The sequence below is a fragment of the Sulfitobacter pontiacus genome (genome assembly GCF_040790665.1).
In the GTDB taxonomy this organism is placed as follows: Bacteria; Pseudomonadota; Alphaproteobacteria; order Rhodobacterales; family Rhodobacteraceae; genus Sulfitobacter; species Sulfitobacter pontiacus.
The window spans coordinates 2,473,217-2,496,766 of sequence record NZ_CP160849.1 but is presented as its reverse complement, the minus strand read 5'-3'; the positions used below and the strand labels follow the sequence as shown (position 1 = coordinate 2,496,766).

Sequence of the window (23,550 nt, the reverse complement as noted above, 5' to 3'; positions counted from 1 at the left end):
GGCGGGTGACAATCAGCGCGCGGTGGGGGCCTTGCGTGCTGTGACAGGGACGGAACAAGGATACCACGCGTGCGGACAAGGTTTGCGATCAAAATTCATTCGGCGCTTGAACGGTTTTTTCCCGAACGCCGCGTTTTTCTGAAATCCGATACCGACACACGCTTTATCCGCCTGCGCCCCGTTACCCAGCTTTTCGTCTTCACCGGGGCGTCTTTGTTTGTGGCCTGGTCGATCGTCGCCACCGCCGTGATCCTGATGGACAGCATCGGGTCGGGCAATTTTCGCGAACAAGCCAAACGCGACCAACGCACCTATCAGGCCCGGTTGAGCGATCTTTCAGCGCAGCGCAATGGGCGCGCGGAAGAGGCCGTTGCCGCGCAGGAACGGTTTAACGCCGCGCTGAAGCAGATTTCGGTCATGCAGTCCGAGCTGCTGCAATCCGAGACGCGCCGCCGCGAGCTTGAGACCGGCATCGAAGTTATTCAAAGCACCCTGCGCGACACGATGAAAGACCGCGAAGCTGCGCGCACCCAGGTCGCGGAACTGGAAGGGGCCGCGGAAGGCGACGGCAAGTCCAAGACAGCCGCCAATGGATCCTCCGCCCCGATTTCCCTGCTGGCAGAGGCGCTTGAGCGTACCGCCGCCGAACGCGATCAGGTGGTGATTGATGCCCAAGACGCGCTGATCCAGGCGGATGAACTGAACCAGAAGCTGGCCTTGATGCGCGAACAGAACGACGCGATTTTCCGCCAGCTTGAAGAGGCTATGACCGTCTCTGTTGCGCCGCTTGATAAGATGTTCCGCAGCGCGGGCATGCCGACCGACCGGATGCTGGCGACGGTGCGGCGCGGTTATTCCGGTCAAGGCGGCCCGCTCATGCCTCTCAGCTTCTCTACACGGGGGGAGGTTCCTTCTCCGGATACGCTGCGTGCCAACCGGCTGCTAAGCCAGATGGACAAGCTGAATATGTACCGCATTGCCGCGCAAAAAGCGCCCTTTGCGAGCCCGCTCAAGTCGTCTTTCCGGTTCAGCAGCCCGTATGGCTACCGCCGGGATCCAAAGACGGGCGGGCGCAGAATGCATAGCGGAACCGACTTTGCTGCGGGTATGGGCACGCCCATTTACGCGACAGCCGAGGGCGTCGTCACCCACGCCGGCTGGAGCTCGGGATATGGGCGGTTGGTAAAAATTCAACATGAATTCGGGGTCGAGACACGTTACGCGCACCAATCCAAATTGCGCGTAAAAGTCGGCCAAAGGGTATCGCGCGGACAGCGGATAGGTGATATGGGAACATCAGGACGGTCTACTGGTGTCCACCTGCATTACGAAGTCCGTGTCGGTGGCAAGGCTGTAAATCCAATGATCTTTATCAAGGCTGCAAACGATGTTTTCTAAAAGCAAAATCAATGATCCCGCTCCTAAATCCGACGCAGACACGTCCAGCACCGCTGCACCGTCATCCTCTGCACCGACTGCGCCCAAGCAAAGCGAATTCAAGGCCAGCGCGCCCAAGACAAAACCACCTGCCTCCGTGCTGTCCTCCGATCTGCACATCACCGGCAACCTGAAAACAACCGGCGACATCCAGGTTGAAGGCACCGTGGAAGGCGACATTCGCGCCCACCTGCTGACCATCGGCGAAACCGCGACCATCAAAGGCGAAGTGATCGCCGATGACGTTGTGATCAACGGCCGTATCGTGGGCCGCGTGCGCGGTCTGAAAGTCCGCCTGACATCGACCGCCCGCGTCGAAGGCGACATCATCCACAAGACCATCGCCATCGAATCCGGTGCGCATTTCGAAGGCTCCGTTCAGCGTCAGGACGACCCGCTGAACCCCGGCGCGAAATCCGCCCCTGCACAAAAGCCGAACCCGGCGTCCTGATCGGACAAGGGTGATGAATGTAAAAGGGCGTCGCACTGCTGCGACGCCCTTTTACGTTGTGATATCAAAATCTTCGACTGCGAAGTGCTGCGCGACCAAAGCGAGGCAAGGGCGCAAGCACCCCTGCCCTACGCGATGATTATTCGGTCACCTTGACCTCGACCATACGGTCGGGCGTGCCGGTGACAGCACCGTTACCGCCGGTCCCGCGCTTGATCGCGTCCAGCACGTCCAGCCCTTCGGTCACTTTGCCCACAACGGTGTATTGCCCGTTCAGGAAGTGCCCCTGGTCAAACATGATAAAGAACTGCGAGTTCGCGGAATCCGGGCTTTGGCTGCGGGCCATGCCGACAACACCGCGGTCAAAGGGGATGTCCGAGAATTCGGCAGGCAGATCGGGCAAGTCGGAACCGCCCATGCCCGCGCGGCCTGTGTCCCCACCGGCCTTGCCAAATTCGACGTCACCGGTCTGCGCCATGAACCCGTCGATCACGCGGTGAAACACCACGCCATCGTATGCCCCTGCTTCGGCCAGCTCCTTCAGCCGTGCCACATGCGCGGGGGCCACATCTTCGGCCAGATCGATCTTGATGGTGCCTTGCGCTTCGCCATCCACGGTGATCGCCAGACCATCCGCAAAAGCCGCCCCTGCCATCACGGCAGAGGCAACGCCTGCTGCAATCAGATTACGCATCAGCGGCAACCTTGACGCTGATCATGCGATCAGGGTTCGCTGGCGGCTCGCCACGGGTGATCGCGTCCACATGCTCCATCCCCGAGATGACCTGACCGTACACGGTGTACTGACCGTTCAAGAAGTCGTTGTCTTTGAAGTTGATGAAGAACTGGCTGTTCGCGCTATCGGGGTTGGCGGAACGCGCCGCACCGATGCTGCCACGGGCGTGTGGCACTTTGGAGAATTCGGCTGGCAGGTTCGGCATGTCCGACCCACCGGTCCCCGCGGCGCGCAGGTTGAAATTGTCTTCCATGTTGCCGTTGGCCACGTCGCCCGTCTGCGCCATGAACCCTTCGATCACGCGGTGAAAGGCCACGTTGTCGTATTTACCGGCGCGGGCCAGTTCTTTCATACGCTCTACGTGTTTGGGGGCCACATCTGGCAACAGCTGGATGGTGACAGTGCCGCCCTTCAGTTCCATCAGGATCGTGTTTTCGGGGTCTTTGATCTCGGCCATGCCGGTCTCCTTTAAGAATTTCGTTGGCAATTACCTAGGACGTGCAAGCGCAATTGCCAAGCGGGTCCATTGACCCTGACGGCAATAACGGCAAAACACGACGGGAATTGTGGTTTTACACGAGGGACAAGATGGGCTGGAAAGCATTGGATGACATGGATCTGCGCGGCAAGCGGGTTCTGGTGCGCGTGGATATCAACGTGCCGGTTGAAAACGGCAAGGTGACGGACGACACCCGCATCCAGCGGATCATCCCCACCCTGCGCGACATTCTGGAACAAGGTGGCACCCCTGTGTTGCTGGCGCATTTTGGCCGCCCCAAGGGCAAACGCGTGCAGGATCTGAGCCTGCGTGTCGTCCTGCCCGCGCTAGAGTCTGCCCTGGGCCGCAAAGTCGTGCTGGCCGAAACGCTCGAGGCCGCCGAGGCGGGCACCGAAGAGATCAACGCCGCCGATGTATTGCTGCTCGAAAACATCCGTTTCTATCCGGGCGAGACCGAGAACGACCCCGTTTTTGCCAAACGTCTGGCCGGTTTGGGCGATATCTATTGCAATGATGCCTTCTCTGCCGCGCACCGTGCCCATGCGTCGACCGAAGGGGTCGCGCGGCTCTTGCCCTCTTGTGCGGGCCGTTTGATGCAGGCCGAGCTTTCGGCGCTTGAGGCCGCGCTGGCCACTCCGAAACGCCCCGTCGGCGCGGTGGTGGGCGGTGCCAAAGTATCGACCAAGATCGAGCTGTTGGAAAACCTCGTGAACCGGCTGGATCTGTTGGTGATCGGGGGCGGCATGGCCAATACGTTTCTGGGCGCGCAGGGCGCTGATCTGGGCAAGTCCCTGTCTGAACCCGATTTTTACGACACCGCCAAGGATATTCTGGCACAGGCCGAAAAGGCCGGCTGCCGCGTCCTGCTGCCCGTAGATGGGCTTGTCGCGCGTGAGTTCGCCGCCCATGCGGCGCATGAGGTCGCAGCCCTTGGGGCCGATACCGTGCTGGCACCGGATCAGATGGTACTGGACGCAGGCCCAAAGACGGTTGAACTGGTCAAAGACGCGTTTGACGGCCTGAAAACTCTGATCTGGAACGGCCCCATGGGCGCGTTCGAGATCGCCCCCTTCGACACCGCGACAGTCGCCGCGGCCAAGGCAGCGGCTGCGCTGACACTCGACGGCGCGCTGATCTCTGTGGCGGGCGGTGGCGACACCGTGGCCGCATTGAACCAGGCAGGTGCGGCGGATGATTTCACCTATATCTCCACCGCGGGCGGTGCCTTTCTCGAATGGATGGAAGGCAAGACCCTCCCCGGCGTTGCCGCGCTGGACGCCTGACCTTATCCCCGCCAGTCGTGGCACAGCGATGCGACTGGCGGGAAAGATATGCGACATCCTTGCCCAACCCCCTAAAAAGATGAACATTTTCTTGCCAATCGCAAGACGGGGGATTCCCTTCGCGAATCACCTGTGTCATACTGGGGGAACGTCCACTAAGAGACGATTAAAGGCAGATACATGAACCGCAGCAGCAAACCCGCTTTTGGCACTCTCTTGTTTTTCGCGATCGCCTTCGCGCTGAGCCTCTATTTCGCCTTCGCGGCGATTCAGGGCAACTACGGCCTGTTCCGCCGCGCCGAGATCGTGGCCGAAGCTCAGGATCTGCGGGTACAGCTTGCACAGGTGCAGATCGATGTGGCGCGGATGGAGAACCTGACCCATCGTCTGTCTGACGAATATCTTGATCTCGACCTGCTGGACGAACAGACCCGCAAGGTGCTGGGGATGATCCGCGCCGACGAAATCGTGATCCGCTGATACCCGCGCGTCATCCGGCATAATCCCCCGCAGCGTCATAAAAAATTCACGCCCCGCCAGCAGGGTATTGCGTGACTTGTAAATGCCTCTCGCCATCATTGCTCGAATCCGATAAGAGATAGTTTAACGCTAAACTATTTTGCGCGTGCGCGGGACAAACTACGGAGGAATTGCCCCATGGCTGCCCAGAAACCGACGAAAAAGACAAACGCCAGCGCCGAAGAGCTCAAGGCCTATTACCGCGATATGCTGCTGATCCGGCGGTTCGAGGAAAAAGCGGGCCAGCTTTACGGCATGGGGCTGATCGGTGGTTTTTGCCACCTGTATATCGGACAAGAAGCGGTGGTTGTCGGGCTTGAAGCCACGGCCAAGGACGGCGACAGCCGCATCACCACCTACCGCGACCACGGGCATATGCTGGCCTGCGGCATGAACCCCGACGGGGTAATGGCCGAACTCACCGGCCGCGAAGGCGGCTATTCCCGCGGTAAGGGCGGGTCTATGCATATGTTCTCGAAAGAGAAGAAATTCTACGGCGGCCACGGTATCGTGGGTGCAAACGTGCCCCTTGGCGCGGGCATCGCCTTTGCGGACAAGTATAAGGGCAACGACAACGTTACCTTTACCTATTTCGGGGATGGTGCCGCGAACCAGGGTCAGGTCTACGAGACGTTCAACATGGCCGCCCTGTGGAAACTGCCGGTGATTTTCATCATCGAAAACAACCAATATGCCATGGGCACCTCGCAGCAGCGCTCTACCTCCAGCGCTGAAATCTGGGAACGCGGCAAGGCTTTCGGCATCCCCGGCGAAGCGGTGGATGGCATGGATGTGCTGGCGGTCAAGGACGCGGGCGAACGCGCGGTGAAACACTGCCGCTCGGGCGACGGCCCCTATATTCTGGAAATCAAGACATACCGCTATCGCGGGCATTCCATGTCGGACCCGGCCAAATACCGGACCCGCGAAGAAGTGCAAAAAATGCGCGACGAACGCGACCCCATCGAACAGGTGCGCAACATCCTGCTGGAACATAAACACGCCAGCGAGGACGATCTGAAAGCGATCGACAAAGAGATCAAGGAAATCGTTAACGCAAGCGCGGAGTTTGCCAAAGAAAGCCCCGAACCCGCGGCAGAAGAGCTTTGGACAGATATCTACGCAACCGAAGTCCCACAGGAGGCTTGAACCATGGCAATCGAAATTCTCATGCCCGCACTGAGCCCCACAATGGAAGAAGGCACGCTTGCCAAATGGCTGGTCAAAGAGGGCGACACCGTGTCCTCGGGTGACATCATGGCCGAGATCGAAACCGACAAGGCCACGATGGAATTCGAAGCCGTCGACGAAGGCACCATCGGCAAGATCCTGATCGACGCCGGCACCGAAGGCGTCAAGGTCAACACCCCCATTGCCGTGCTGCTGGAAGAAGGCGAAGACGCCTCTGACATCGACAGCGCGTCCAGCGCCGCACCGGCGGAACAGACCAAAGCCGACGACAGCGACGACGCTAAATCCGACAAAGCGCCCGCCGCCGCCAAGCCCGACGCCGAGGCCCCGAAAGCCCCGGAAACCGACACCACGCCCGACTGGCCCGAAGGCACCAAGCTGAAACAGCAGACCGTCCGCGAGGCCCTGCGCGATGCCATGGCCGAAGAAATGCGCCGCGACGAAGATGTGTTCCTGATGGGCGAGGAAGTCGCCGAATACGAAGGTGCCTATAAAATCTCCCAGGGTTTGCTGGATGAATTCGGGGCCAAGCGGATCATCGACACGCCGATCACCGAACACGGGTTTGCCGGTATCGGTGTGGGTGCTGCCTTTGGCGGGCTGCGCCCCATCGTCGAATTCATGACCTGGAACTTTGCCATGCAGGCGATCGACCACATCCTGAACTCCGCCGCGAAAACGCTGTATATGTCCGGCGGTCAGATGGGCGCACCAATGGTCTTCCGCGGACCAAACGGGGCCGCTGCCCGCGTCGGCGCGCAGCACAGCCAAGACTACGCCGCGTGGTACATGCAGATCCCCGGCCTCAAGGTGGCGATGCCCTACTCTGCCTCCGATGCCAAAGGCTTGATGAAAACCGCGATCCGCGACCCCAACCCCGTCGTTTTCCTTGAAAATGAAATCATGTACGGCAAATCCTTCGATGTGCCCGATGTCGAGGATTATACCGTCCCCTTCGGCAAGGCCCGCATCTGGCGCGAGGGCACGGATGTCACGATCGTCAGCTTTGGCATCGGCATGACCTATGCGCTGGAAGCCGCTGAAAAGCTGGCCGAAGAAGGCATCGACGCCGAAGTCATCGACCTGCGCACCCTGCGTCCGATGGACACCGCCAGCATCATCAAGTCGGTGATGAAGACCAACCGCCTTGTCACCGTCGAAGAGGGCTGGCCACAAGGCTCCGTTGGGAACTACATCTCCAGCGTGATCATGCAGGAAGCCTTTGACTATCTGGACGCACCGGTGATCAACTGCACCGGCAAAGATGTGCCCATGCCCTATGCCGCAAACCTCGAAAAACTGGCGCTTGTCACCACGGACGAGGTCATCGCGGCGGTCAAAAAAGTCACCTACAAGTAAGGAGCGGTCCACATGCCCATAGAAATCCTCATGCCCGCCCTCAGCCCCACGATGGAAGAAGGCACGCTGGCGAAATGGCTTGTCTCTGAAGGGGATAGCGTCTCCTCCGGTGATATCCTGTGCGAGATTGAAACCGACAAGGCGACGATGGAATTCGAAGCCGTCGACGAAGGCACCATCGGGAAGATCCTGATCGGTGACGGCAGCGAAGGCGTCAAGGTGAACACCCCCATCGCCGTGCTGCTGGAAGAGGGCGAAGAAGCGTCAGACATTGACAGCGCCCCTGCCCCGGCTGCCAAGGACAGCGCCAAGGAAGATGCCCCCGACCAGGACGCGGCCCCTGAAAAAGGCTACGGCCGCGGCGAAAGCGACGCCAACGACACAGGCACATCCGCCCCCGCCGCGCCCAAGGGCAGTGACGGCAAACGGCTATTTGTGACACCGCTGGCCCGTCGCATCGCGGCAGACAAAGGCGTGGACCTGACCGAACTCTCCGGCTCTGGCCCGCATGGTCGCATTATCAAAGCAGATGTGGAGGCAGCCTCCGCCGGTAGCACCAAAGCCAAACCGGCCGAAAGCACGCAAACCGCCAGCGCACCGGCAGCCACAGCGGCCCCTGCTGCGGGCCCTTCCGCCGACGCTGTGATGAAAATCTACGAAGGCCGCGCGTTCGAGGAAATCTCCCTCAACGGCATGCGCAAGACCATCGCCGCGCGCCTGACCGAAGCCAAACAGTCGATCCCGCATTTCTACCTGCGCCGCGACATCGAGCTCGACGCGCTTCTGAAGTTCCGCGGTGAGCTGAACAAGCAACTCGAAGCCCGCGACGTGAAGCTGTCGGTCAATGACTTCATCATCAAGGCCTGCGCTCTGGCGCTGCAAACCGTGTCTGACGCCAATGCAGTCTGGGCCGGTGACCGCATCCTCAAGCTCAAGCCCTCGGATGTGGCCGTCGCCGTGGCCATCGAAGGCGGCCTGTTCACGCCTGTGCTGAAAGACGCCGAGATGAAATCGCTCTCGACCCTCTCGGCAGAGATGAAAGACCTCGCCACCCGTGCACGCGACCGCAAGCTTGCGCCGCATGAATATCAGGGCGGCAGCTTCGCCATCTCGAACCTCGGCATGTTCGGGATCGACAACTTCGACGCGGTCATCAACCCACCCCATGGCGCGATTTTGGCCGTCGGCGCAGGGGTCAAGAAACCCGTCGTCGGCAAGGACGGGGAACTCGCCGTCGCCACGGTGATGTCAGTCACCCTCTCTGTCGATCACCGCGTCATCGACGGAGCCTTGGGCGCGCAGCTGCTCAGCGCCATCAAGGACAATCTCGAAAACCCCATGATGATGCTGGCGTAACCCCTCTTCCAAATGGATCCAAATCCTCGGGGGTCCGGGGGCAGACAGCCCCCGGCCTCACAAAAAAAAGGCCGGCCCCAATGACGGGTCCGGCCTTTTTGCCTCGCGACTAAGGCGCCCGGCCCCAAGCCCCAAAATTACATATTAATTTCGCCCTGCGGCCCCAGCATGTGGTCCATCAAGACCGACGGCTGATCGCAGCCCGCTTCACCGACAACGCGCGCAGGGATGCCCGCGACGGTCTTGCAGGGCGGCACCGATTCCAGCACGACAGACCCCGCCGCAATGCGCGAGCAATGCCCGATAGAGATATTACCCAACACCTTCGCCCCCGCGCCGATCAATACGCCGTTGCCAATCTTCGGGTGACGATCCTGCTCCTCCTTGCCCGTCCCGCCCAAAGTGACCGAGTGCAGCATCGACACGTTGTCGCCCACGACCGCGGTTTCGCCAATCACGACGGAATGGGCGTGGTCGATCATGATTCCCTTGCCGATCGTCGCGGCAGGGTGGATATCGACGCCAAAAATCTCGCTCACGCGCATCTGCACGAAATAGGCCAGATCCCGTTTACCTTGTTTCCACAGGTGATGGCCCACACGGTAGGCCTGCACGGCCTGATAGCCTTTGAAATACAGGATCGGTTGCAACAGCCGGTGGCAGGCGGGGTCACGCTCGTAAATCGCCACCAGATCGGCACGTGCCGCCTTGATCAGGTCGGGATCACTGGCAAAGGCCTCCTCCACCATCTCATGGACCACCATCATCGACATTTCATTCGAGGCCAGCTTCGCCGCGATACGGTAGGATAGCGCTTTCTCGATGGATTTATGGTGCAGAATCGTGGCGTGGACAAAACCGCCAATCAGCGGCTCATCGCGGACAGCATTCTGTGCTTCCGTCTGGATCTGATCCCAAACCGGATCCACCGTGGCGATATTCGTGCGTGCATTTGCCATAAGACCATCCTTCTTTGTCCCCACGATATAGCAGGTTCCGCCCAAGTGCCAAACGCAAAGCCAAGGGTTTACACGCGCAGTTTATCACAAATTGATCTCGCCAAACAGCGCGGTCCCCGCCCCGTATAGCGCAGAAACCTGCGCAACACTGATCAACGCAGGCCCCGCCGCCCCGTCAGCTGCGCGCATTTGGGCGGTATAGGTCCAGCTTGCGCGGTCCACGAGCTCTTCGCGCAGGACAACACCGTTTTGCAGGATACGCAGCTGATATTGCTCGCTTTCCTCGGCCAGTGGCACATCGAACTCCGTCCACCCGTCGCCATTGATCCGCGTCCGGCGTATCCAGCCAAACCGCAACGCCCCCGCCTCTTCTGTTATTCGCAGGTGGCAGGGCCGATAGGGGCGCAGCCCGGTGCCGTCAAAGCTCTCGGTTTTTTGAACGTAGCTTGGGTCGTTCAGCGGACGGCCCGCAGGCCCGATGCGATAGGTCTGCGCGATCCGCAACAGGTTCGGGCTCAGCTCGATCTGGCGAGGGACAGAGTCGAGCAGCACAAACTGCGATCCCGCTGGCCAGACATCCGGCATCACCCCATCCGACCCCGCTTGCCCGCGCAGCCGGTCGCGCAGAAGATAAGTTTGCGGGGCGATCAGATCGGCCCGCGCGAACTGGAACACCTCCCACCGGTCGGCAGAGCCGTCGCCGATCGCTGCCAGATTGGCCCCGCCCAGCAGATCGGCCTCATCAACACTTTCTAACACACCGCTGGTCAGCGTGACCTGCAGCGCCTGCCCGCGATCCACCACACCGGGGCGCGCATGTGCCATGTCGTTTTGCGTGCCCCCCATTGTCGCGCGTAAGGGCATCAGGGTGTTCAACCTGAAATTCGTTTCCCCGCCAGAGGCATAGACCGCGACGTTGCCCGGCCATTGCCGTGCGCTGGCCGCAATATGCGGCGCATGGGGCACCTCGTCACCGCGCAGCAGCGGCAGGTCCAGAAACAGCGCGTTCACCGGTACGGGCGCGACAAAGGGTTTCAACGCGACCAATTCGTCATCGAAGGGCGCGGGGTCATAGACCTCGGGCTCGATCCGCACGGCCTCGATCAAAGACATCTCCCCCATCTCGACCCGATCCACACGGTACAGCGCCTCCCCCTCGCCATCGTCTGGCGGCAAGGCAATCACATCGCCCGCGCCCACATCCATCATCGACGGCGGCAACGCCAGACGCACCCCTTCGCGTGCCACACGCGCCTCTATCAGCCAGCGTTCAGCTGTCTGGTGCCCCTCCGCCCGGGTGAGCGCCATATTGAACTCTGACATCGCCACCGCATGGGTCGCGTCGTCAGGCAAGATCGCCTCTTCCGCGATCACCTCGTAATCGCCATCCGCCTGCACAAACCGCAAGCGCAGACGCCCCGAAAGTTCCGCCTCTGCCTCACGGGACTGTTCCACCGGTGCCTCCAGATCACCCGAAACAGCCAACGTTTCTCTGTTCAGCGGCACGGCATCCAATCCGTCCCGCATGATGAAACGCAACACCCCGTCGCGTTCCACCGCATCAAAGCCATAGCGCAGCATCAACGGCTGCAACGCCGCGCGCGCATCAGCCACCTCGTCCACCACATAGCCGCGGACATAGCCATACAGCCCAGAGGTATCGAAATCGTTAACACCAGCACGACGGCAGATCGCCGCCACGAGCTCGGACAAAGGCAGCGCCGCACTGCGGCCGTTCAGCCAATGCCCACGGGCGTAATTGCGACCATCGCTCCACAGTGCGCGATTATTGGGAAAGAAAGGATAGGGCCGCGTGTCCCAGGCCCAAACAAAGGCGCGGGTCATATCCACCATCGGCCCGCCATAGGCCGCCGAGATCGGATTATGCGCCGGATCCCGCCAATGATCCGCCACGGCACGCAGATATTGCATCTGCATCAACTCATCCCGCGCGCCCGATGAATAGCGCGGCAAACTGCTTTCAGAGCTTTTGAGGTCAAGAAACTTATTCGGCTGGTTGGTCCCCTTGTCCACCGCCGCGCAGCCGTATTCCGTAAACCAGATGGGCTTGGACCCGGGCAGCCAGCCCGTCGGCTCTGCTGCGCGCGCACCGCCGATACGATTGTGGTGCAGGTTCTCCCACCAGCCGCGCAGATCCTTGTAGCGATAAACCCAAGGCTCCCCATGGGTGCCATCGGTGATCGGCGTACGGCGTTGCGCCGCGCGCGCCTCGGGCGAATGGTAATACCAGTCAAACCCTTCGCCTCCCGCAACATTACCCGCCAGATAGTCGAGCGCATAAATGCTGTCGCTTTGCTGCGCGTCCAGATGATCTGTACCGTCGCGCCAATCGGACAGCGGCATATAATTGTCGATGCCGATGAAATCGATCGTGTCGTCGGCCCACAGCGGATCAAGGTGAAAGAACACATCGCCGCTGCCATCCTGCGGGTGATAGCCGAAATATTCGGACCAATCCGCGGCATAGCTGATCTTGGTGCCCGCGCCCAAAAGCAGCCGCGCCTCTGCGGCCAGCGCGCGAAACGCCTGCACCGCGACAAAGCTGTTCCCCGCCCCGCGGATCTGCGTCAGCCCGCGCATCTCGGTGCCGATGCAGAAGGCCTCTACCCCGCCTGCGGCTTTGCACAGGGCGGCATAATGCAGGATGAACCGCGACATCGACCATTCCTGCGGTCCGGAATAGATGACCTGCCCGCCCGCAACGGTAAAATCCGCCGCCGTGACCGTGCCAAAGAACGCCGCCACCTCGTTATGCGCGCTCAGCGTCCCGTCAGAGCTGCCCGCCTGACCCGGCGCTTTCGCCAGTGTGATCCGCCCCCGCCAAGGCAGCTTGGGCTGGGTACCCGCATCGCTATAGGGATCGGGCAAAGCATTCCCTTCTAGCTGGTCCATCAGGATGAACGGGTAGAACATCACCGCCTTGCCCGCCGCCTGAATGGCATGGATCGCCTCGATCACCGCGGCATCTGCGGGGGTGCCACCATAGACCGGACGGTCGTCCTCGCGGGCGATCACCTCGGCGGTGCCGCGGGTCAGACCAGCCACCTGCCACGGCATGTTTTCGCCCTCGTCCTCGGCGCTTTCCACCTTGGGGCGCAGGCGGCATTCTCCGCACCGCAGATCATCGCCGAACCACGAGACGACCAGCGACGCGGCAGCCAGCTGCGGCAAGTCCTGCGTGGCATCCTCCAGCGCGGCGGTGAAATCACTGCGCCCATCGGGGGTAGAGACATTGGCGCTCCACCGGCCACCCTGCCCGTCGGTATAATGCACCGGAGTCGTCGCTAACGCGTATTCCCCTGTGCCGGGAATCAGCGCGACACCTTTGACCCCATGGGTGACACTGATGTCGGCGGCAGGCGCATCCGGTTCCTCTGCGCGCAGCACCTCGAAGGAAAACTGCGGCACGCGGTTGCCGAATTGCCCCAGCCCGAGGTTCTCCATCACCACATAGGCCGTGCCACGATAGGCCGGCACCGCGTCCGCCCCCTCGATCGCGGCAATCGTCGGGTCGGGCAGTTGATCGCGCGTCCCGCGATAAACCGCCATATTCAGCGCGTGGGCCGAGATTTCCTCCCCATCCGCCCAGATCCGGCCAATGCTGGTGATCTCCCCTTCGCACAGGGCGATGGCGAGGCTGACGCTATAGCTGTATTCCGTCGTCTGCGGGGTCGAGGGCGCGCCCTTGCCACCGCCGCCGCCCGTCACCGTCGTCGTCTCGGCGAAATCCGAGGCCCAGATCACCTGTCCCCCGACACGCATCCGGCCATAGACCTGCGCAATCGCCGCGCCCTCGCCCGCCTGGGTCAAACGAAAGCGGTCAACCTTGCCGGTCTCGACCGCCTGCGCCCCTTGCCCCAGCAGCCGCTGGTCGATCACACGGCCAAGGGTCGCCCCCACGGCACGCCCAATGGCGACCGAAGACAAGCCCGCCAATGTGCCCCCGACAGAGCCGCCAATCGCCGCACCTGCGGTTGAAAGAAGTATCGTCGCCATCAGATCGCCTCCGCCGGGAATTCAAAACGCGCCACAATGCGCCTGCGCCACGGCAGGCTCAGCGGGCTTTCCGTCACCCCATGCCCGCTGTAGCCGTGGATAAAGCTCGCCTGCGCGCCGACCTCTGCCGCCACGCCCAGATGTTTCGCCACCGACCCGCTGCGCATGCGGAACAACAGCACGTCACCGGGGGCCTCATCGCTCAGGACCTTGGGCGAGAGGTGACGCAGCGCAGCACGCCAAAGCCGCTCGTCCCCCTGTGGTTCTGACCAGTCCATTGAATAGGAAGGGATCGTCTCGGGCTCCTCCCCCACCACCTCGCGCCAGATACCGCGCAACAGGCCAAGGCAGTCACAGCCCGCCCCCTTGCGCGCCGCCTGATGCACGTAGGGCGTACCGATCCATCCCCGCGCCGCAGACACTACGGCGGTCCCGCGCGCGCTCATCTTAACGATCCGCCGGTATTGGTACCCGAGGATTTCGGCACCGCCATCATCCAATCCGCGCTCGGCACATCAGGAAAGCCCTGAAAGTTCAGCAGGTTGTTGAACTTCAGCCGACAGGTGGTGTGGCGTTTATCGCAGCCTGCCACCAGTCTCAGCCGTTGCCCGGCGGTGATTGCACCGCGGATCGGCTCCCACAGCTCGACCTCGCGCCGACCCTCCAGCACCCGGTCGTGTTTGATCATACCCCAAAGCCCCGCCGCAGGGCCGTCCAGCACCTCAAGCCGCCCCCGCGCGAACCATGCGTCGTCAAACCCGTTGATCCCCTCCCAACGGAACACCCGCCCGTCTTCGTGCTTCTGCGCGGCGAGTGTGACAGCATAGCCCGCCGTCGCCAGATCAAACCCGCAGGCCGCATCCCCCAGCACCGCGGTGCAGGGCTTCTGAAACACCCGCCCCAAGGGCCGGTTCAATGCCTCGGTCAGCCCGCGCAGCTCTGCGCGAAAGGCACCGCCCGCGCGCTGCATCTCGCCAATCGTGCCGCGAAAGATCATGCAGCGGGCGGTCACATCGGCCCAGTTCACCCGCCAGCAGCACACCTCCGCCCCGTCAAAGCGCCCCTGCTCGATCTCGTCCTCGCGGATCGCGTCATCGCTCAGCGCGCCCAGCGCCTCTGTGTTATCCACCGACAGCCCCGTGCTCTGCGCCAAGGCCCGCGCACTCAGCCCGCTATCCGCACGAAACGCCAACCCGTCGAACCCGAGCGGCTGATCATGGTCGGTAAACGCGAGCGTCACCCCGTCCCGCCGCCGGATTGCCCAGGCCGTGCACAGCGTCGTCAGACCCGTGCGCGCATGCGCCAACACCGCGTCCTTGCCCGCCCCGCTCATACCCGCACCTCGATCACAGGCACATCCGGCACCTGCCCCGCCTGAAAGCTGGCAACGCTGACCAGAATGCGATCCGTGTCAAAGCGGACAGGCACGTCGAATTCGAACCCCGCCAACACTTGCATTTCGGGGTCCGGCGCATGGGCGAAACGGATGATGCCCGTGCTCACGTCAACCTCATAATCGCTCCCCTCTTGCAGGGCGTCCTGCTCTATCCCGACGCGCACGGTTCCGGCAACCGGCTTGGTAATAGGCCTGACATAGCTATGCCCGCCCGAGCTATAGGTCTTGACCAGTTGATAGTCCGTCCGAACACCATCCCCGAAACCAAGGCTCTGATCCTCGAACGTGACCCCGACCGAAGAGGCGCAGGATTTGAAATCCGCCCAATCCTTCCAGCGAAACCCGTACATCTGCCCCATACGCGCCTCAAAGAACCCCGTGAGCGCTTGGACATCGTCGATAGAGCGCATCCCCAGCCCCGCATCATACACACGGCGTGAATGGGCCCAGGGGGTGTTGCGCTCCTCATACCCGTTGGCGAGCGTCACCACATCGGTACGGCGTTGCGGCCCCCCGAGGGACCCAAAGCTCAGGCTAGGTGGAAATCTGACATCGTGAAAATTCATCGGCTTGCTCCCCTAGCGGTTACGGTTGCCAGCGTTCAGCGCGCGGCTCAGCTGAGCGGCGATCTGGCTTTGACTGCGTTGGAATCCCTGCGCATCAGGGGTGGTGATGTTCATGACCACGGTCGTCCCGCCGCTCGCGCCGCCTTTGACACCCAGCTTACCGTCCGGCCCCCGCGCCAAGGGCATGATCGCCTCCGGTCCGGCCTCGCCCATCAGCCCCATCCCCCCACGCATGCCAAAGCCTGTGGCGGTGCTGACAATCCCCCCTTGGGCAAAAGGCATCACACGTCCTTGGGAAAACGGTGCCCCGTCGGCAAAGGGAAGTATTCCCTGCACCAGTGATCCCACGCCCTGACTGATCAGCCCGCCGACGTGATCGGACACCGGCTTCATCGCCGCGTTATAAGTCGTGTTCACCATCGACCGCGCCACGGTGGACAGCGCATCCGACAGTTTCATCCCGTCAAACGCGACACCATCAAAAGCCTTGCGCAATCCACGGCTCAGCCCCTTCTCTAACGTCGCGACATCCTTGCCTGTCGCGGCCAATGCGCTGCGCATACGGCGCAGTTCGGCATCGAAACCAGCCACCAGCGTGGCCGTCGCGCCAAGCGTCTCATTCAACCGCTCTGCGCCATCGTCTAGCCCCTCGAATGTATCATCCTGTGCCATCAGTCTTCCTCTCTCTGCCTATCGGGATAAGCCGCCATCAAGGCTGCCAATCCATCCCCCAACAGCGGAGCCCGCCCCGCCTCGCTCCCCAGCATCAGTTGCAGCTCCGCCGGCGTGAGCGCCCAGAATGCGTCGGGCGTCAGCGACAATCCCCTCAGCCCCGCCCGCAGTAGCGCAGCCCAGTCCATCCCCGGCGCGGTCTCTGTCGTGGTCCTCTTGGGCGGCACGCTCATACCGGCACAACAAAGGCACGCGCCAAAAGCTCTGCGGCGGCCTGAGAGGCGGCAACCGGCCCGCCCTCGATCTCGGCTTGCGCAAGCGTCTCGGCACTTACCTCAGTCCCCCCTGCACGCAGGCCCGCGGCCAACAGCAACAGCACATCCCGACTGCTGAACCGATGCCCCTCGAACCGCTCGACCAAAGCCACCAGAGACGGCTCCTCCAGCGTCTCCTCCAGCTCGGCCAAGGCCCCCAGGGTCAGCCGTGCCACGCGTCGCTGACCATTCACCACCAGCGCCACATCCCCTCGCCACCGGTTCACCATAATCAGACCCCGCCCTCGGGCGCGTCTGCCATATCCGCGGTAAAGCTCAGCTGCCCCGCGGATTGCAGGCTCAGCTCATAGGTCGCCTCGCCATTCAGCGACCCGCCATATTCAATGGCCGCCACCTGGAACGGCCCCTCGATAATGCCGAAGCTGGGGATCACGATCTGAAAATCCGGCGTCAGCCCGTCAAAGAACAACTGCCGCGCTCGTTCATCCGTGCCCGCATCGCGAAACACCCCCGACCCGCTGATTGCGGCAGATCGGACGCCCGCGCCCGCCAGCAGCTCCCGCCAGCCCCCCTCACTGTCAAGCGAGGTCACCTCAACCGGCTCCGCGTTAAAGCTCACCCGCGTGGCACGCAGCCCCGCGATCGTTTCGAACTGACCATCGCTCGTCATGTCCACCTTGACCAAAAGATCTTTGCCCGCTTGAACAGCCATATCCACTCTCCTGTTAATTTCCTGATACTTCGGCTCAGCCGTCCTGAACCCGCGCCCTGAACCGCATCTCTATCTGGCGGCGCGCATCCGCTCCGACCTGTCGTGCGACGGCCCGCTCGAACCGCAAGCTCACCAGCCGCCCGCGGCTCAGGCCAAACTGCCCACCGACCAGCGCATCACTCACCGCAGCGGCCACCTGTTTCGCGGGGGCGAACCCCGCATGATGCGTGACGACAAGAACCGTGAACCGATGCTCCGCCCCGCCGCCCGTCCCGTCAGAGGCATCGCGCACCGCTTCGGACCCCAACTGCACATACAGCGCCGGCACCTCCCCCGCAGGAGCCGCATCAAAAACCGCATCCCCCACCAGCGCCGTGATCTCCTGATCCGTGCTCAACACGCCAAAGACCGCCTGTTGCAGGGCAAACCCCATGCCATAGCTCATACCGCCACCTCCTCATGGGTCAGGCAGGCCAGATACCGCCCCTGTGCGTCCTGCTCGGCCACCGACTGGATCTGATAAACCCGTGTCCCCTCGCGAAAGCGCTGCTGCGGCAAGGGGCGCGCGGGATCGCCCACTGGCGCACCGCGTACCGTCACCACATAGACCCCGCGGCTCACCGCAACACCGCCACGCCCCAAACGCCGGCCCCGCCGCGCCGTAACATCCGCCCAGAGATCCCCCACACGCACCCAGCTCCGGCTCTCTCCGCCGGCACCATCAGGCTGAGGCACCTGCGCCTCCAACACCAAGCGGCGGCTCAACGACAGCCGGCTCATGCGCGTGCCCCCAAACCGATCCGCAGCGGGCGGTAGCGCTCGATCAGGCTGCTCACCCCAAAGGGCATGCAGCCGTCCCCAAGGCGGGTCTCGTGGCGGTATTCATAGTAATGCGCTGCCAGCATCAGCACGGCCTGCTGCAAATCCGCGGGCACAGCGCCCCAGCTTTCCCCAAGCCCCGCCTCGAACACGACCTGCACCGACCCTTGCGGCGGAATGAACGGCAGCATCGCCCCTGATGGCTTCAGCAGCGGCGCCTGCATATCGCGCACCAGCCAATAGCGCTGCGGCTCGATCACCGTCTCCATCGCATCCCGCGCCACCACGGTGACGCTCACGATCTGCCGGACCGGCCCCACGGGCAAAGCCTGCGCCTGCGGGTCCGCCCACTCTTGCACGGTCATGGTAAACAACCGCGAGATCAGCGCCTTACCTGTACGCGCCTCAATCGCGGCAATGGCGGCACGCAAAAAGCTCGCCAAAACGGACTCTTGTACGGTTTCGGTGCCAAAACCGCTGCCCATCCGCAAATGCGCCTTGAACGGCTCCAGCGGCAGATCGGCCTCCGCCACCCCTGTCTCTTCGATCAACATCTCATCGCTCCAAATCTAGCCCGCCAAAGCCCCCCGAACGCGCACCCCGACTGCATCGCTCGGTCGGAGGCAGCAGCTAGGCAATGCACCCGGCGCATCACAGCGCGCCCGGGGGATGGGGCCAGCCACCGCCAGCCCCCTATTCGACCCCGCGCCTTAGGCGGTGCCGAATTTCAGCAGCTTGATCGCGGCAAAGTCGCTCACGTCGCCGCCCACCCGTTTGGTGGCATAGAACAGCACATGCGGCTTGGCGCTGAAGGGATCGCGCAGGATCCGCAGGTCGGGCCGCTCTGCTACGGTGTAACCGGCTGCAAAATCACCGAAGGCGACCGAGAATGAATCCGCCGCCACATCGGGCATATCCTCGGCCACCAGCACCGGATAGCCCATCAGCCGCGCGGGCTGGCCCTGCGTCATCCCGTCAGACCACAGGAACCGCCCGTCCAGATCCTTGAGCTTGCGCACAATGCCCGCGGTCTTCGAGCTCATCACAAAACTCGCCTGCGCGCGGTACTGCGCCCCAAGCGCATAGACCAGATCAACCACCGCATCCGCCGTGATCTCGCCTGCGACACCGGTGGGCACATAGCCCAGATTGCCCCACTCCCAGATCACATTGTCGACCGTGGCATGGGCCAGAAACCCCTTGGGCTTGTCGATCCCGTCCCCGTGGATAAAGGCCGCGGCCTCTGCCCGCGAGAATTTATCGGCGATCCGCCCGGCCAACCAGGCTTCGATGTCAAAGGCACTGTCATCCAGCAACCGCTGCGAGGCTTTGGGCAGCGCGCTCAACTCGTGCAGCGGGATGGTAATCCGGTCGATCTGCGGCGTATCGGTCTCGGACACGGCCCCCGTTTCTGTCGCCCAACCGGCACCCACATCCGCATGATCCACCAGCACGTCGTAAGAGGTCGCCTCGACCTGCACCACCGACGCAATCGCCCGGATAGAGGCCGTTGCATTCAACACCGATTTCACCCGATCCGAGGTCTGCGGGTCCACCAGATAGCCACCATCCGAATTCACCGCCGCCGACAGCGCCTTGCTCTCCAGCTCAAGCCCGCGCAACCCGTCGTCGTCGCCGTTGCGGATATAGGCATGCAGCGCCTTCTGATGCGGCGCGCCCGTCTCTACAGCCCCCGCCAATGGTGTGCGCGCCGGCAAAGTCATCTTTCGATCCAACATAGTCATTCGCTCTTCTGTTTGTTGCAACTTGGTCGTCATCTCGTCCTGAAACCCTTTGAAATTCTGCACAAATCCACCCACAGCGCGGCGCATCTCCTCGACCGCGCCTCGGGGCTCGGTGCCCATGTCATCCTCGTGTCGTTCCATCCGCTTACCCTCCGTTCCGTTTCAAATTCCGCCGCGCCTCGTCAAAGACACCGGCCATGCCGCGCAAGACGTCTCCGATGGCGATAAAATCCCCTTTGGCCGCGATCCGCGCCGTGGGGAGCATGGGAAAGGTCACCAGCGACACCTCCCACAGGTCCAGGGTCTGCAGCACCCGCTGGCCCGCGTCATTCTTGGCCGCCCGCTGCGTGCGATAGCCGATGCTCAGGCCATCAATCGCCCCTGCCTCGATCAAGGCCGCCGCCTCGCGGCCCCGCGCCACACTGTCCAGCAGCCGCCCCTTGACCCAAAGCCCCCGCGCATCCTCGCGCAGCTCGTCCCACACACCGATGGGCTGTGCCGGATCATGCTGCCATAGCATCTTGATCCGGCGCCCCGCGGCCTCCGCCGCCGCCAGCGACGCGCCATAGGCCCCCCGTGCCACCAGATCACCACCCTGATCGACCCGCCCGAACAGGCTGGCATAGCCGCTGATCTCGGTGCCGCCCTCCACCACAAGCCCCTCGTCGAAACGCGCGAACTTATGCTCCAACCCAGCGCCCATATGGGGCAAACCTCTCCCGTTCTCCGACCCGAGGCCGAAGCGCATGCCATCTTCCATGACACCCTCCCTTGCGTTCAAATTGCTACGGCGCGACCACCAGAAACGACTGTACCGCCTGCGCCAAAATCACCGCGACCACACCATAGACGGTCAACCACAACCGCCGCTCCAGCCGCTCCATCATCTCTTCCAGCCGGTCTAGCCGCTGCAAAAGATTCTCGTGGTGGATCGCGCTCACCCTCTCATGCGCCTGCAACCGCAACCCCGGCGCACATTCAAACCGGTCATATCCCATCTCCTCAACCATCCGCCGCCACCGCTGGCAGCCCCAACAAGGACCGCTTTTCCGCCTGCGACAGGAAATCCGCCCCCGCCACCCGCGCCCATTGCGCGTCACGCTCCTGCGCCAGGGCGGGCACCTGATCCAAATCGGGCTTCAACGTCACTGCCTCATGCGTGAACCCCGCCAGCCACGCACCAAGCGCCGCGGCAACCCGCGTGGCCAAAGGCAGGACCGTCAGCCGGTAGAACGCCCGATGCGCCTCCTGATAATTGGCATAGGTCGCATCCCCCGCGATCCCCAGCAGCATCGGCGGCACCCCAAAGGCCAGCGCGACTTCCCGCGCCGCCGCCTCCTTGGTGCGGTGAAACTCCATGTCCGAGGGCGAAAATCCCATCGGCTTCCAATCCAACCCGCCTTCCAACAGCATCGGCCGCCCCGCATTGCGCGCGCCTTGATGATGGCTCTCCATCTCGCTGACCAGACGGTCATACTGATCATCGCTCAGCTTGCCCTGCCCCTCCGCACCGCGATACACAATCGCCCCCGATGGCCGCGCCGCATTATCCAGCAACGCCTTGCTCCAGCGCGAAGCCGCGCCATGCACATCCAAGGCCATCGCCGCCGCCTGCAACGGGCTGAACCCATAATGGTCATCCTGCGGGTGGAAATTCTTGATGTGACAGATCGCGGCCGTATCCCCGGCCACGTCAAACCGATGCTTGCGCCCGCCGACGGCATATTCATAGGCCACCGGCCAACCATCCGCCCCCGGCACCACCGACATGCGATCCGACCGCAAAACATGCAGCTCCACCGGCACCGGCCCCGCGCCAACCGCCTCGATATAGCCGTTGCCCGTCAACAACAGCTGCGCATAAAGCGCCTCCAGCAGCTCCGCACGCCCCTGCGCCCCATTGGGCCGTGCCACCAGATCCAGCAGCGGATGCGCCTCGAACCTTTGCGCGGCATCCTGCAACACCAGCGGCAGGGCCGCCGCGGCCTCCGCAATCAGCTTCACCGACCGAAACCCCACAGGGTTGCCGCAAAACCCGCTGCGCGTCAGGCTGACCACATCGCGCGGGCTCCAGGCCACGCGCCCGCTGGTCTGAACCGCAACGACAGGCCCCGTGGCAGAGGCTTTCTTCTCCGCAACCACCTCAACCGCCCCCCGTTTGAGAAAATCAAAAACCATGCCGCTGCTCTCCCTGCTCATTGACCGCCCCATGAAGATCTCACCAATCCCTTAACGCCGCCCGACCAGAGCGAACGCCCCACCCGCAACAGCGCTTCATTTTGCCCGTGAAACTCTCCCCGAAGGGCCGCTCTCTTCCGCAACGCGCTCATAATCCTCGCACCCCGGGCATCCGCCACTGTGCCGCAGGCTCGATCATCAGCTCATGCAGCGCCCAGACCAGCGCATCGACGCGGTCCGGCGATCCGCCGCCCTCAAAGCCCCGCGCTGTCATCCGGCACATCTGGTCCTCCAGCGCGTCCAACCCCGCCACATGCCCCACGCGCCCCTGCTCATAAAGTGCCGCCACAGGCTCCGCCCGCGCCACCTTGCCACGGCTGGCATGAACCGATTTGACCGGCACCAATGGGTCGACCTGACGCAAGACCTCCGCCACCATCTGCCCGCCCTGATTGACCTCGGCGACAAGGCGATCCGCCCCGTACTGCTCCATCGCGCTGATCGCCGCGCGCGCCCAGCCCGACGGGGTCGCCCCCTGCACCGTGCAGTCGGCCAGCACCACGGCGCGCCAATCCTGCGGCGGGCCTTGGGTCTGGGCACCCACCACCACGATCCCGCATTCATCCGACCCCGCGCCTGCGGTGGTCGCAGGGTCCAACCCCACGACGATCCGGTCCAGCAAGGGCACATCCCGCACCCGCCCGGCCTCGATCCGCTCGGAGGTCCACAGCGCCCCTTCCGCATCAGCCAGCAACACACCGTCCAGTTCCTGTCGGCCCAACCGCGTCCCGCGATAGCGCGCCCGCACCTCCTCCAGGAAAGAGCCCGCAAGGTTCGCGGCATTCGCCTCTGTCGGGGCATGGGTGGTCACGGTCGACGGCGACGCCAGCAGGTTTTTCAGCACGCCGACATTGCGCGGAGTCGTGGTCACACAGACCCGCGGGTCCTCCCCCAACCGCAAAGCGAACTGCAACTGGTCCCACGTCTCTTCGGCCTTTTTCCACTTGGCCAGCTCGTCCACCCAAGCCGCGTCAAACTGCGGCCCGCGCAGCCCCTCTGGGTCATGCGCCGTATGCACCGTCGCCACGGCCCCATTGGGCCAGACCAACCGCTTGCGCGTCGCCTCCCAATCCGGTCGCCGATCCGCGGGCGAGCACGCCAATATCCCGCTGTCGCCAAAGATCATCACCTCGCGCACCTGCTCGATGGTCTCTCCCACCAGCGCCACGCGGCGACAGCGCCCCGCATCCAAGGGCCGCGACCCTTCGACCTGCGCACGCACCCATTCCGCCCCCGCACGCGTCTTGCCCGCACCGCGCCCGCCCATGATCACCCACGACCGCCAATCGCCTGTCGGGGGCAGCTGATGCGGCATGGCCC

General features: G+C 63.0%; 26 protein-coding genes. 7 read left to right on the top strand and 19 right to left on the bottom strand.

Features of this window, described 5'->3' with window-relative positions; all coding sequences use genetic code 11:
- The first annotated feature begins 69 nt into the window (after positions 1-69).
- A complete protein-coding gene (locus AB1495_RS12350; protein ID WP_074635085.1) occupies positions 70-1,398 on the top strand; it encodes a M23 family metallopeptidase in 1,329 nt (442 codons plus the stop codon).
- Positions 1,388-1,888, top strand: a complete 501-nt coding sequence (locus AB1495_RS12345; RefSeq protein WP_074635086.1) for a polymer-forming cytoskeletal protein — start codon at positions 1,388-1,390, stop codon at positions 1,886-1,888. Before AB1495_RS12350 ends, AB1495_RS12345 begins: the two co-directional genes overlap by 11 nt.
- A gap of 139 nt (positions 1,889-2,027) precedes the next feature.
- Here AB1495_RS12345 and AB1495_RS12340 read toward each other — a convergent pair whose 3' ends face one another.
- On the bottom strand, positions 2,028-2,582 hold the full coding sequence (locus AB1495_RS12340; protein ID WP_064216830.1) for a peptidylprolyl isomerase: 555 nt from the start codon (positions 2,580-2,582) through the stop codon (positions 2,028-2,030).
- Positions 2,575-3,081 (bottom strand): peptidylprolyl isomerase, encoded by a 507-nt coding sequence (locus tag AB1495_RS12335; RefSeq protein WP_009826761.1) that lies wholly within the window; start codon positions 3,079-3,081, stop codon positions 2,575-2,577. The genes AB1495_RS12340 and AB1495_RS12335 overlap by 8 nt, the downstream gene beginning before the upstream one ends.
- A gap of 131 nt (positions 3,082-3,212) precedes the next feature.
- On the opposite strand from AB1495_RS12335, the gene pgk reads away from it, so the two are divergent.
- The 5 genes from pgk to AB1495_RS12310 all read left to right on the top strand — a co-directional run bounded on the left by pgk (position 3,213) and on the right by AB1495_RS12310 (position 8,831).
- Positions 3,213-4,406: a phosphoglycerate kinase gene (gene pgk / locus AB1495_RS12330; RefSeq protein ID WP_074635087.1), complete on the top strand. Its 1,194-nt coding sequence runs from the start codon at positions 3,213-3,215 to the stop codon at positions 4,404-4,406.
- 180 nt (positions 4,407-4,586) lie between these two features.
- The gene (locus AB1495_RS12325) at positions 4,587-4,886 is read left to right on the top strand and encodes a septum formation initiator family protein (RefSeq protein WP_005852941.1); all 300 of its coding nucleotides are present in this window, start codon (positions 4,587-4,589) and stop codon (positions 4,884-4,886) included.
- 177 nt (positions 4,887-5,063) lie between these two features.
- Positions 5,064-6,074: a pyruvate dehydrogenase (acetyl-transferring) E1 component subunit alpha gene (gene pdhA / locus AB1495_RS12320; protein ID WP_005852939.1), complete on the top strand. Its 1,011-nt coding sequence runs from the start codon at positions 5,064-5,066 to the stop codon at positions 6,072-6,074.
- Positions 6,075-6,077: 3 nt separating this feature from the next.
- A complete protein-coding gene (locus AB1495_RS12315; protein WP_074635088.1) occupies positions 6,078-7,475 on the top strand; it encodes a pyruvate dehydrogenase complex E1 component subunit beta in 1,398 nt (465 codons plus the stop codon).
- Positions 7,476-7,487: 12 nt separating this feature from the next.
- On the top strand, positions 7,488-8,831 hold the full coding sequence (locus AB1495_RS12310) for a pyruvate dehydrogenase complex dihydrolipoamide acetyltransferase (protein ID WP_074635089.1): 1,344 nt from the start codon (positions 7,488-7,490) through the stop codon (positions 8,829-8,831).
- A 137-nt stretch (positions 8,832-8,968) separates the two neighbouring features.
- On the opposite strand, the gene cysE is transcribed toward AB1495_RS12310, so the two are convergent.
- From cysE to AB1495_RS12225, 17 genes are all read right to left on the bottom strand, one after another.
- Positions 8,969-9,790, bottom strand: coding sequence for a serine O-acetyltransferase (cysE, locus tag AB1495_RS12305; RefSeq protein WP_074635090.1), 822 nt, complete (start codon positions 9,788-9,790; stop codon positions 8,969-8,971).
- Positions 9,791-9,874: 84 nt separating this feature from the next.
- Complete coding sequence (locus tag AB1495_RS12300; protein ID WP_074635091.1) at positions 9,875-13,807, bottom strand: glycoside hydrolase/phage tail family protein; 3,933 nt, start codon at positions 13,805-13,807, stop codon at positions 9,875-9,877.
- Complete coding sequence (locus AB1495_RS12295; protein ID WP_074635092.1) at positions 13,807-14,253, bottom strand: peptidase; 447 nt, start codon at positions 14,251-14,253, stop codon at positions 13,807-13,809. Before AB1495_RS12295 ends, AB1495_RS12300 begins: the two co-directional genes overlap by 1 nt.
- Positions 14,250-15,140, bottom strand: coding sequence for a DUF2163 domain-containing protein (locus AB1495_RS12290; RefSeq protein WP_074635093.1), 891 nt, complete (start codon positions 15,138-15,140; stop codon positions 14,250-14,252). Before AB1495_RS12290 ends, AB1495_RS12295 begins: the two co-directional genes overlap by 4 nt.
- Positions 15,137-15,769 (bottom strand): DUF2460 domain-containing protein, encoded by a 633-nt coding sequence (locus AB1495_RS12285; RefSeq protein ID WP_074635094.1) that lies wholly within the window; start codon positions 15,767-15,769, stop codon positions 15,137-15,139. The genes AB1495_RS12290 and AB1495_RS12285 overlap by 4 nt, the downstream gene beginning before the upstream one ends.
- Positions 15,770-15,781: 12 nt before the next feature.
- Positions 15,782-16,441: a phage tail tape measure protein gene (locus tag AB1495_RS12280; protein WP_074635095.1), complete on the bottom strand. Its 660-nt coding sequence runs from the start codon at positions 16,439-16,441 to the stop codon at positions 15,782-15,784.
- Positions 16,441-16,629, bottom strand: coding sequence for a rcc01693 family protein (locus AB1495_RS12275; RefSeq protein ID WP_367581975.1), 189 nt, complete (start codon positions 16,627-16,629; stop codon positions 16,441-16,443). Before AB1495_RS12275 ends, AB1495_RS12280 begins: the two co-directional genes overlap by 1 nt.
- Before the next feature lie 41 nt (positions 16,630-16,670).
- Positions 16,671-16,985, bottom strand: a complete 315-nt coding sequence (locus AB1495_RS12270) for a GTA-gp10 family protein (RefSeq protein ID WP_074635097.1) — start codon at positions 16,983-16,985, stop codon at positions 16,671-16,673.
- A gap of 2 nt (positions 16,986-16,987) precedes the next feature.
- Positions 16,988-17,428 (bottom strand): phage major tail protein, TP901-1 family, encoded by a 441-nt coding sequence (locus tag AB1495_RS12265; protein ID WP_074635098.1) that lies wholly within the window; start codon positions 17,426-17,428, stop codon positions 16,988-16,990.
- A gap of 34 nt (positions 17,429-17,462) precedes the next feature.
- Positions 17,463-17,873 carry a DUF3168 domain-containing protein gene (locus AB1495_RS12260; RefSeq protein ID WP_037944007.1) on the bottom strand — a complete coding sequence of 137 codons (411 nt, stop codon included), beginning with the start codon at positions 17,871-17,873 and terminating at the stop codon, positions 17,463-17,465.
- A complete protein-coding gene (locus AB1495_RS12255; protein WP_074635099.1) occupies positions 17,870-18,208 on the bottom strand; it encodes a head-tail adaptor protein in 339 nt (112 codons plus the stop codon). The genes AB1495_RS12260 and AB1495_RS12255 overlap by 4 nt, the downstream gene beginning before the upstream one ends.
- Positions 18,205-18,801 (bottom strand): head-tail connector protein, encoded by a 597-nt coding sequence (locus tag AB1495_RS12250; protein ID WP_074635100.1) that lies wholly within the window; start codon positions 18,799-18,801, stop codon positions 18,205-18,207. Before AB1495_RS12250 ends, AB1495_RS12255 begins: the two co-directional genes overlap by 4 nt.
- A gap of 156 nt (positions 18,802-18,957) precedes the next feature.
- Positions 18,958-20,133: a phage major capsid protein gene (locus tag AB1495_RS12245; RefSeq protein ID WP_074635101.1), complete on the bottom strand. Its 1,176-nt coding sequence runs from the start codon at positions 20,131-20,133 to the stop codon at positions 18,958-18,960.
- A gap of 4 nt (positions 20,134-20,137) precedes the next feature.
- The gene (locus AB1495_RS12240) at positions 20,138-20,752 is read right to left on the bottom strand and encodes an HK97 family phage prohead protease (RefSeq protein WP_082896090.1); all 615 of its coding nucleotides are present in this window, start codon (positions 20,750-20,752) and stop codon (positions 20,138-20,140) included.
- 25 nt (positions 20,753-20,777) lie between these two features.
- Entirely contained in the window at positions 20,778-21,002 is a 225-nt protein-coding gene (locus AB1495_RS12235; RefSeq protein WP_005852894.1) for a hypothetical protein, read from the bottom strand.
- The gene (locus tag AB1495_RS12230) at positions 20,995-22,170 is read right to left on the bottom strand and encodes a phage portal protein (protein WP_074635102.1); all 1,176 of its coding nucleotides are present in this window, start codon (positions 22,168-22,170) and stop codon (positions 20,995-20,997) included. The genes AB1495_RS12235 and AB1495_RS12230 overlap by 8 nt, the downstream gene beginning before the upstream one ends.
- A gap of 148 nt (positions 22,171-22,318) precedes the next feature.
- Positions 22,319-23,545 carry a DNA-packaging protein gene (locus AB1495_RS12225; protein ID WP_074635206.1) on the bottom strand — a complete coding sequence of 409 codons (1,227 nt, stop codon included), beginning with the start codon at positions 23,543-23,545 and terminating at the stop codon, positions 22,319-22,321.
- Positions 23,546-23,550 lie beyond the last annotated feature (5 nt).